Annotated in this window: 7 protein-coding genes; all 7 read left to right on the forward strand. The window is 41.7% G+C overall.

Going from position 1 to position 8,414, the window contains the following annotated elements; genetic code table 11:
* Positions 1–2: 2 nt before the first annotated feature.
* Entirely contained in the window at positions 3–4,136 is a 4,134-nt protein-coding gene (locus JMY02_RS10795) for a pilus assembly protein (protein WP_227678480.1), read from the forward strand.
* Positions 4,137–4,148: 12 nt separating this feature from the next.
* Positions 4,149–4,697, forward strand: coding sequence for a type IV pilin protein (locus JMY02_RS10800; RefSeq protein WP_201598072.1), 549 nt, complete (start codon positions 4,149–4,151; stop codon positions 4,695–4,697).
* A complete protein-coding gene (locus JMY02_RS10805) occupies positions 4,697–5,146 on the forward strand; it encodes a type IV pilin protein (RefSeq protein WP_201598073.1) in 450 nt (149 codons plus the stop codon). The genes JMY02_RS10800 and JMY02_RS10805 overlap by 1 nt, the downstream gene beginning before the upstream one ends.
* Positions 5,147–5,451: 305 nt before the next feature.
* On the forward strand, positions 5,452–5,940 hold the full coding sequence (locus JMY02_RS10810; protein ID WP_201598075.1) for a pilin: 489 nt from the start codon (positions 5,452–5,454) through the stop codon (positions 5,938–5,940).
* A 118-nt stretch (positions 5,941–6,058) separates the two neighbouring features.
* Entirely contained in the window at positions 6,059–7,252 is a 1,194-nt protein-coding gene (locus tag JMY02_RS10815; RefSeq protein ID WP_201598077.1) for a serine hydrolase domain-containing protein, read from the forward strand.
* Positions 7,253–7,385: 133 nt separating this feature from the next.
* The gene (locus tag JMY02_RS10820) at positions 7,386–7,895 is read left to right on the forward strand and encodes a pilin (RefSeq protein ID WP_201598080.1); all 510 of its coding nucleotides are present in this window, start codon (positions 7,386–7,388) and stop codon (positions 7,893–7,895) included.
* A 76-nt stretch (positions 7,896–7,971) separates the two neighbouring features.
* A partial coding sequence (locus JMY02_RS10825; protein WP_201598082.1) for a helix-turn-helix domain-containing protein occupies positions 7,972–8,414 on the forward strand: 443 nt, incomplete at its 3' end.

Raw genomic sequence — 8,414 nt, forward strand, 5'->3', positions numbered from 1 at the left:
TCATGAGACGTTTTGACAATGTATTACCAACCACTCATAAAGTTGGCGTCCCACTAAAACATTTAGTTGTCATCATGGCATCAGTAATAGCCACAACCATGGCACAGGCCGATGTGGCTGGTAAAAGAATCGGTGATTTAGAAATTTATAAAGCAGCTGAAGGTGGTAAGACGACGATCACCATGATGTTAGATACGTCTGGCAGTATGGCAGCCAATGTTACGACAGGGGCTTGCGACTTACCTTCAGGTGTTTCTTCTAATGGAGTAGGTACTGAGAAATCTTTAACGACACCTAGTTACGATAGAAGATATTGTGAAACAAGAAAGTTTTTTTATCGGCTAACCGATAATCGATGGTATCGCTGCGGCGCGAGTGATGGTTCAGGAAGTTTTAATTTCGGAACGACAGAGTGTGCTACTGAGATAGCAAGACCAACAACCACTGGATTGCAAGCTGGGACGAATAGCGGTAATACTTATTATTTTACAGAAAACGCTAAATCTTATGATCGCCTGACAAGACTAAAAGACGCCATTTTTTCGCTAATGGACAATCCTAAACTAGACCCCAAAAAAGTCGCCATTGGTATTGGGCAATTTTCAACACAAAGCAATAATAGTAATACCTATATAGGGGCTGATGGTACTAGTGGTAAGATCGTTGTACCCGCTAAGTTAGTTGATCCGACACAGCGCGCTGATATTAGACGAGCGGTCGCGGCATTAACAGGCGAGAATGGCACACCGACAGCCAATGCTTATGCAGAAGTCGGTGCCTATATGTTAGGCAAGAATACCTCTACTTCTATTACACGTCCAAGAGAATCATTTGTAAACGTGGGAACCAACTCATATCGCGTGTGTAATTCTTGGAATGAGACTACCGATATATCTAGATGTAGCGGGCTTACGAGCACTACTATAACGATGTCTTCAAGTGGCTATACGACTAGAAGATGTGGCATATACACTAATAACAACTGTCTAGTAAGAGATTTAACCCAAAGTGCAGAAGCGTGGGGCTTTAGTGGTTTTGCCAATTCTATATCAAATGCAAAATCTGGTAGCAATTATGTTAGCCCTTTGTCATCAGCTTCTAGCTGCGACGGTCGGGGGATCTATTTCTTGACCGATGGTGAGCCAAACAGCTCTCCTACTCCTTTACCCTTAATGAGATCGGCTTTAGGTTCTTCATCATTCAGCGTACCATCTACAACCTTACCGAATGGGAGTCAAGCTAGTAGTGGTATGCCAGAAGTAGGCGCTTTTGCTAAAGCCCTACGTGATCCGACAATTAATCCATTAGGAACAGACAAAGAAGTCTATACCGCTGTGGTTGGTTTTGGTTCAATATTTGACGTCAATAGAACGATAGATGCTGATAAGCCTGTAGGGAATCGAATCATTCGTAACCTACCTTATACTAATCCAAAAACCGGTGTTACGGCCAATCGTGATTTTTATAACTGTGCAAATATCTCGAATATTGATGCTAGAAATGCCTGTAATTGGGGTGAAAAAGCAACAACGGAATTGCCAGGGGTAGGCGGCTTCGGTGAAGGCGGCTTCTATTCAGCGCAGTCCACGGAAGACATCGTCAATAGTATCATCACCTTTGTTAGTGATTTGAATCAAACGTTACCGTCTACGCCTTCAGGTACTATCATCATTCCAGATGATCCTTATCGTGCTGACAGTCAGCTTGCTGTCGCTTATTATCCAACATTACAACCTAAAGTCGCTGAAAATTCAGTGATTTGGGAGGGTAATATGAAAAAGTATCGCCTCAATGACAGGACTCTCTTTGGTAGAAATAATACAAGGCTCTTTAGAAACGTAGCAGGCGAGCTAAATCCAGCTGCACAAGACTTTTGGTCAGATCAAAACTATCCCGGAGCTAATGATAAGGTAGAGTCTGGTGGGTTCTACTCGCAATTAAATACGCCTGACACTGGCACTGGCGTTAATTCAACTAGAGTCTTGTTTGTAGAAGATTGGAGAAGTAAAACGGATCAATCTCCTGTTTTAAGAAGAGTGAGCGTGAGTGGTGCAGGTAAAGTATTGGTAAACAACCAGGCATTAACTGATACTTCTTTTAATGATACGGCCACATATAATCAAGCAACCCTAAGAAAGCTATTGAATTTTTTAGGGTTTGAAAACTTGCCAGCATCAACGGTAAGTGTCAAAGATATGACGCTTACCAGTGCCAACGCCACTCAACCTATTAAAGTGCTCGGTGCTACGATACACTCTACCCCTGCCTCGGTATCGTATTCGGCTACGTTAGATGATGATGGCCGAGTCACTGCAGCGCGTGATGATTATGTGTTATTTGGCTCGACAGAGGGTGGACTACATCTGGTCAATGCTTCTGATTCTGGTGCTAATAATGGCGGCAGAGAAAGATTCGTTATTATTCCTAGAGAAATGCTTAGAAATAGTAGTCAGTCAGAGGCACTCGTTAAAGAGGCAACCAAACCCGAAATAGGGTCGCCAGAATTTGGTATTGACGCACCTTGGTTGGTCAGCGCTGACTATAGGTATGATTTTGCTAATAGGCGAGTAAATATCGATACATCAGGTAACCAAGGTATTTATGCTTATGGTGGTCTACGTATGGGTGGTGAGGCTTTTTATGGTCTCAACCTCAATGATCCTGACAACCCTAACATGATGTTTACTATTACGCCGGCGACTACTGGATTTGCACGTATGGGACAAATTTGGTCACAGCCTACTAAAGCCAAAATAAAAACCAGGTCAACTGATACTGGGACCGATGTATTGATATTCGGTGGTGGCTATGATATGTGTTATGAAAATGAAGGTTTTCAAGTTGGGGTGACAGACACGGCACTTGGCGCTTGTTCAAATATATCGTCAACCAGAGGCAACGCGGTGTATATTATCAATGCTCAGGATGGCAGTCTAATCTGGTCAGCATCTGGTGCTTCTGGTGCATCAAGGACAGTCCCTACGATGACCAACAGTATCGTTGCGGGTGTTACTACGCTAGATCGTGATAACGATGGCTTTATGGATCACATCTATTTTGCAGACTTGGGCGGTCAGTTGTTCCGTGCAGATTTTACCAATGCAGGCTTCGTTATGCCTTCAGCGACAGCAACACCATCATCGCCTCAAACTTCCTTTACCAATACCAGAGTGACTCGAGTTCTCCAAGGTGCCTATACTGGCGCTGATACCAAGTATAATCATCGTTTTTATGAGCGCCCTGTAGTGAGTTTTTATCGTAATACAATAACCAATACTTTGTTTGCGATGGTCAATGTGATTTCAGGCGATCGTAGCTCGCCTTTGTCAAAGGTACGCGATCTCAGTAAAGCAGATAGACTCTATGGCATTATTGACAGCGATGTAACCAGACCTGACAATGTGTTTTACGCCCCCAACTTCACCGATTCAACCAATATTAATGGTCAGAGAATAGTAAATTTAACAGCGAATAATACAGCAAGCAGTAATCTGGCTGAATTACCATCCGCTATCGGCACTTTGACGAATGCAGGATATACGAGAGCCCAAAAAAATACTGTCATCGATACGATGAAAGCAGGCACAAAACAAGGATGGTATTATCCTCTTACACGGTTTGACGGTTATGGTAATGTCAGATATACCAAAGGTATTGGCAAATCTGAGGTTATTGATAGCTTTTTATACACCACTGCCTACAATCCAGACATGAACTATGGCGCTGTTGACTCTTGTTCTGCCAGAATCACTGGCGGGTCAGAGCGACAACTGTACTGTCTACCTTACGGTATCTGTTTGGATGATGTAGGTACTGGCGAATCCAAGAATGGTACAGCTGGTTTTGTTAGAGCAGGTAAAGGTATTCAAGAGCTGACGCTTGGACCAGCTAGCTCCAGTCTTTCCAATCTACGCGTGCTCATTGGTACACGAACCTTGTCAGAACTGCAGAATGATCGAGTGTACTTTGGCACTGATGGTGACAAAGGTATCTATGATCCTAGTAAACAAGATTCGAAAGGTGTGTCACAAAATCTGACAGCTGCTGATCAAATCCTTGGTAGTGGTTCTGCCCCTAGTTTGGTACACAATGACCGTTTTACGCTACAGCCAAAAACGTGGTACGAAGCAGACTGATGGGATAGCCATATGAGAATACAGAGTTTTAAGCAACAGTCAGGTTTCACACTCATTGAATTGATGGTGGTCATTATGATAGTGGCAATTTTGGCAGCTATTGCAGTGCCATCTTATCGTCAGTTTGTGGTACGTAATGCTGAGTCACAAGCGCAGGCAAGCATGCAGCAACTAGAGATAGAACTCAATCGCTGGCGTGCTAGTGCGTTGACTTATAAAGGCTTTAGGCCTAAAAAGCTGGCATCTGACGGGACTGCCACTTATGCTTATGATGCGGCAGACAACAAGACCATTTACGTCCCAAAAGGCAGTAATAATACCAATTTTAGTTATCTGATTACGTTAGTAGATGGCAATACAGGCAATACCTTAGCACCAGCAGGGACGGGCTATTCTACAGCAGGTAATTCGTGGCGTATATTGGCACAGCCAAATGCTTCCCTTGAAGGATCAAACGCCTCTATCTTGATGACCAGCAGTACAGGCGTACAGTGCAAGAGCAAAGACCGAACGGTTACTATCGCTTCTACTGATTGTGGTATTGGAAAGGAGAACTGGTAATGACAGTCTTTACCAAAAGATCGAAAGCATTACACACGAAGCAGGAAGGGTTTACTTTAATAGAAGTGATGATTGTTGTCGCCATCATCGGTGTGCTTGCCGCAATTGCTTATCCCAGTTATCAACAGTACGTCATCAAGACCAAACGTACCGATATGATGAGTGAGATGCAAAACATTGCCAGTCAAATTGAAAGCCGAAAATTGGCACAAGGCAGTTATAGTAATATCAGTGCAACAGTGAAAACTGACTTTGCTAAAGCATATCCTCCTCAAGGGCAAGCACTCTATGACATTACGATTACTGATCCACTCGTTGCTAAATGGACAATTACTGCCACGCCACAATCGGGCAGTCAAATGAATGGCGACGGCAACCTCACCCTAAATTATCAAGGCGTTAAGTGTCGTGCCAGCGTTTGCGGTAGTGGTGATGAGTGGAATAACTGATAGAAAGAGTTTAAATAAAAGATATTGACAAAAATTGTCATAAGCAATTACTTTATGTCATCAAAAAAACCAAACTGACAAATTTTAGTAGCTTAAGTGTAACATTGACTGCTTTTGATAACAAAAAAAGGTGGGAGTAGACTTTTAATGACAGATTTTAGTATTGATTGAAGGATTCTTAAGTTAAATGACATTGATTTTAGTGTTGGCACATTATATGCAGCATTTAGGTTAAGAGAAAAAACACATTTATCACTGTCAGTCAGCTACTTACGCTACTGTCATATTATCTAAAGGATCAGTCTATGAATGCTCAAAAAGGTTTTACCTTAATCGAACTCATGATCGTTGTTGCTATTATCGGTATTCTAGCGGCAATTGCTATTCCCCAATATCAGACTTACATTGCTAAATCACAAGTCAGCCGTGTAGTAGGCGAGGCTGGTAACCTAAAGACAGCGGTAGAAGATTGTTATAATAGTGGTCGTACAGCTAGCATCATTAACACTGGTGATCCTGCTAACTCTACTGAATGTTCATTAGGTGTGACTGCTTCTAATCTACAAGGCACCGCTGTAACAAACACACCTGATACTGGTATGCCAACGGTTAGTATGGATGCGGCTACCAACGAAGCCTCTATCGTAGCTGAATTTGGTCAAAGTGCTTCTGGTGCTATCGCTGGTGAGACTGTAACTTGGGCACGTAGTGGAGAAGGTACTTGGACATGTACTACTACAGTCGAACCTAAATATGAATCAAATGGTTGCCCTGCTGCTACTACTACTTCATAATTGTTTGTAATTCAAAAGATTAGTTGAGCTAATGTTAGAATAAAAAAGAGACTTTGATAGTCTCTTTTTTTTATTCTAATTTTTATATATTGTTATCTTTATTTAAAGAATATCAACCATGTTTCAAAATTTAAATAAATATGATTTTTTATTGATTGTTACTTTACTATTTGTGGTGGTAGTAAGTGGCTATTACTATGCTAACCCGCAAGCACGTAGCTTACTTTGGTTAAAAACTTATCCAATACGCGCTGAGTTATCTGTTCACCAAATAAGTTGTAGTGATAATAGTCCAGCATGGCTAGCAGATATTTTAAAATATCAGACTCGCAATAATAATGCCCCTGCCAATCAAATTGCTTATATTGATCCGCAAGGTCAGCTTCATCACTGTGAGAATGGCTATGTCGGACAGTATCCATTGATATCGGACACTGTGACTGAGGATACGCGCTTTCGCTATGCCAGTGTGACTAAGTTATGGACAGCAGATGCCATTCTATCGTTAGTTAGAGATGGTAAACTATCACTAGATACCAAGCTGGCTGATGTCATAACTGATATTAATAATCCAAAAGATGCACGTATTAGCGATATTACCATTCGCCAATTACTATCGCATCGTGCAGGATTTGACCGTTATAGTGTGTTTGGTAACGATATGTTTGGCATTGGCAAGGATATTTGCCCCAATCATTTACAGGCGCTTAATAACATTACCCTTGGTTTTACTCCTGATAGCAAAACCAGTTATTCTAATCTAGGATATTGCTTATTGGGAGAAGTGATTAGTCGACTGAATGGGGATAAACCCTATACCGATATCATTGCGCAACAATACGATTTTGCAGATACTGATTTACGCTTTGTATCGAATGCGGCAATGGCTGATGAGGTATTCTATAACTATGTTGAAACTGGCATTACTGGCGTTGCTAATATTTATACAGCATTTGATTATGAAGGTTTAGCTTCGGCAGCAGGTTTATCTGGGAATGCTGTTGAGCTTGCTCAGCAAGCCCATAAAATGGTTACCAAGTCATCACCAAACGTATTATCTATAGACAAAAAAGCACAGTGCGATTTTACCAAAATAGCAGAGTGCTATGGATATGCCATGATACCTTATCAGGCAAATTCAACATTGCCAATGGTCTATTATAGAGATGGTAATTTATTGGGATTGTCTTCATTGGTCGCGATAAGTGACAACGGTAGCGTCGTGGGGTTATTGAGCAATGGCACCTCAAATGAGGGAGTAGATGGCAGCAACAAAGTAAAAATGATGTTATATAAGCAGATAAGTGACTGAATAATAAGCTACCCAACCATTCATCTCATTAAAAAAGCCATCTGTCATGGTTGGTTTTTTTGATGGTATTTACAGTTATGATGGCATAGTCTGTGCACCATTAGCTTTATATTAATAATTTGAAATCACAACTATGTCCTCTCTCAAAGCGAACCAAAATCGTCACTTGATGCGGCAATCGGGCTTTACTCTTATTGAGATAATGGTGGTTATCACTATTATGGGAGTTTTAGCAGCGTTTGCGATACCTCAGTATCAGATTTACATTGGCAAAACACAAGCTACGAGAGTGATAAATGAGTTAGGGCAGCTGAGATTATCAGTAGAAGAGTGTTTGCAGACGGGTAGGCCAGTGATTGGATTAGGAACTGATGAGTGTGATCCACGCGCATCAGCTTCCAACCTTATAGTGGGTGGTTCACAAGTAGGGGTAGTTTTGCCTAATAATATGGGCGTGGCACAGATGAGTAACCCGTTAACATTGACAACTAGTATCACCGCGACAATATCGACACAAGTGCACCCAAAATTGGCAGGTAAAAAGATTGAGTGGCTGCGTGCTAGTGCAGGATCATGGAGCTGCGGTAGTAATATAGAGGCTGTTTATTTGCCACAATCATGTACTTATAACGACAGTCTTTAAGCTTATTTTTAGTCAATAAAAAACCACCCAAATGAACTGACCCCCATAAGTTGGACACAACTTATGGGGTATTTTTATGCGTTACAACATAGACTTTAAACTCAAGATCATCGCATACTACAGGCGAGGACATACTGGCGTCGCGACAGCAAAGAAGTTTAAACTTGATAAAAAGATAGTATCTAAGTGGATTTACCAATACCAAAGCGGTGGTATAGATGCCATCAAGCCGAAGACAAGCAAAGCTAACTATAGTAGCGAGTTTAAATACCAAGTGATTATAGCCATGTTAGCGCAAGGATTAAGTCAGTCTGAGACGGCACTCAAATTTAACATCAGCTCACCTGCGCTCATCAGCCACTGGCACAAAGCGTATAGACTTCATGGTATGTCTGGACTCATTCCCAAACATAAAGGTAGAGGCGCCATGAGCAAGCCCATGATCACAAACAAACCAGATAATGAAAAGACCCTAGCAGAATTAAAGCGCGAGAATGAATACTTGCGTGCGGAGGTTGC

It is taken from the genome of Psychrobacter vallis (assembly GCF_904846715.1).
Classification (GTDB): Bacteria; Pseudomonadota; Gammaproteobacteria; order Pseudomonadales; family Moraxellaceae; genus Psychrobacter; species Psychrobacter vallis.

Coding starts and splice junctions, on each gene's coding strand:
- JMY02_RS10795 (WP_227678480.1), top strand. CDS start 3: ATGAGACGTTTTGACAATGTATTACCAACCACTCATAAAGTTGGCGTC.
- JMY02_RS10800 (WP_201598072.1), top strand. CDS start 4,149: ATGAGAATACAGAGTTTTAAGCAACAGTCAGGTTTCACACTCATTGAA.
- JMY02_RS10805 (WP_201598073.1), top strand. CDS start 4,697: ATGACAGTCTTTACCAAAAGATCGAAAGCATTACACACGAAGCAGGAA.
- JMY02_RS10810 (WP_201598075.1), top strand. CDS start 5,452: ATGAATGCTCAAAAAGGTTTTACCTTAATCGAACTCATGATCGTTGTT.
- JMY02_RS10815 (WP_201598077.1), top strand. CDS start 6,059: ATGTTTCAAAATTTAAATAAATATGATTTTTTATTGATTGTTACTTTA.
- JMY02_RS10820 (WP_201598080.1), top strand. CDS start 7,386: ATGTCCTCTCTCAAAGCGAACCAAAATCGTCACTTGATGCGGCAATCG.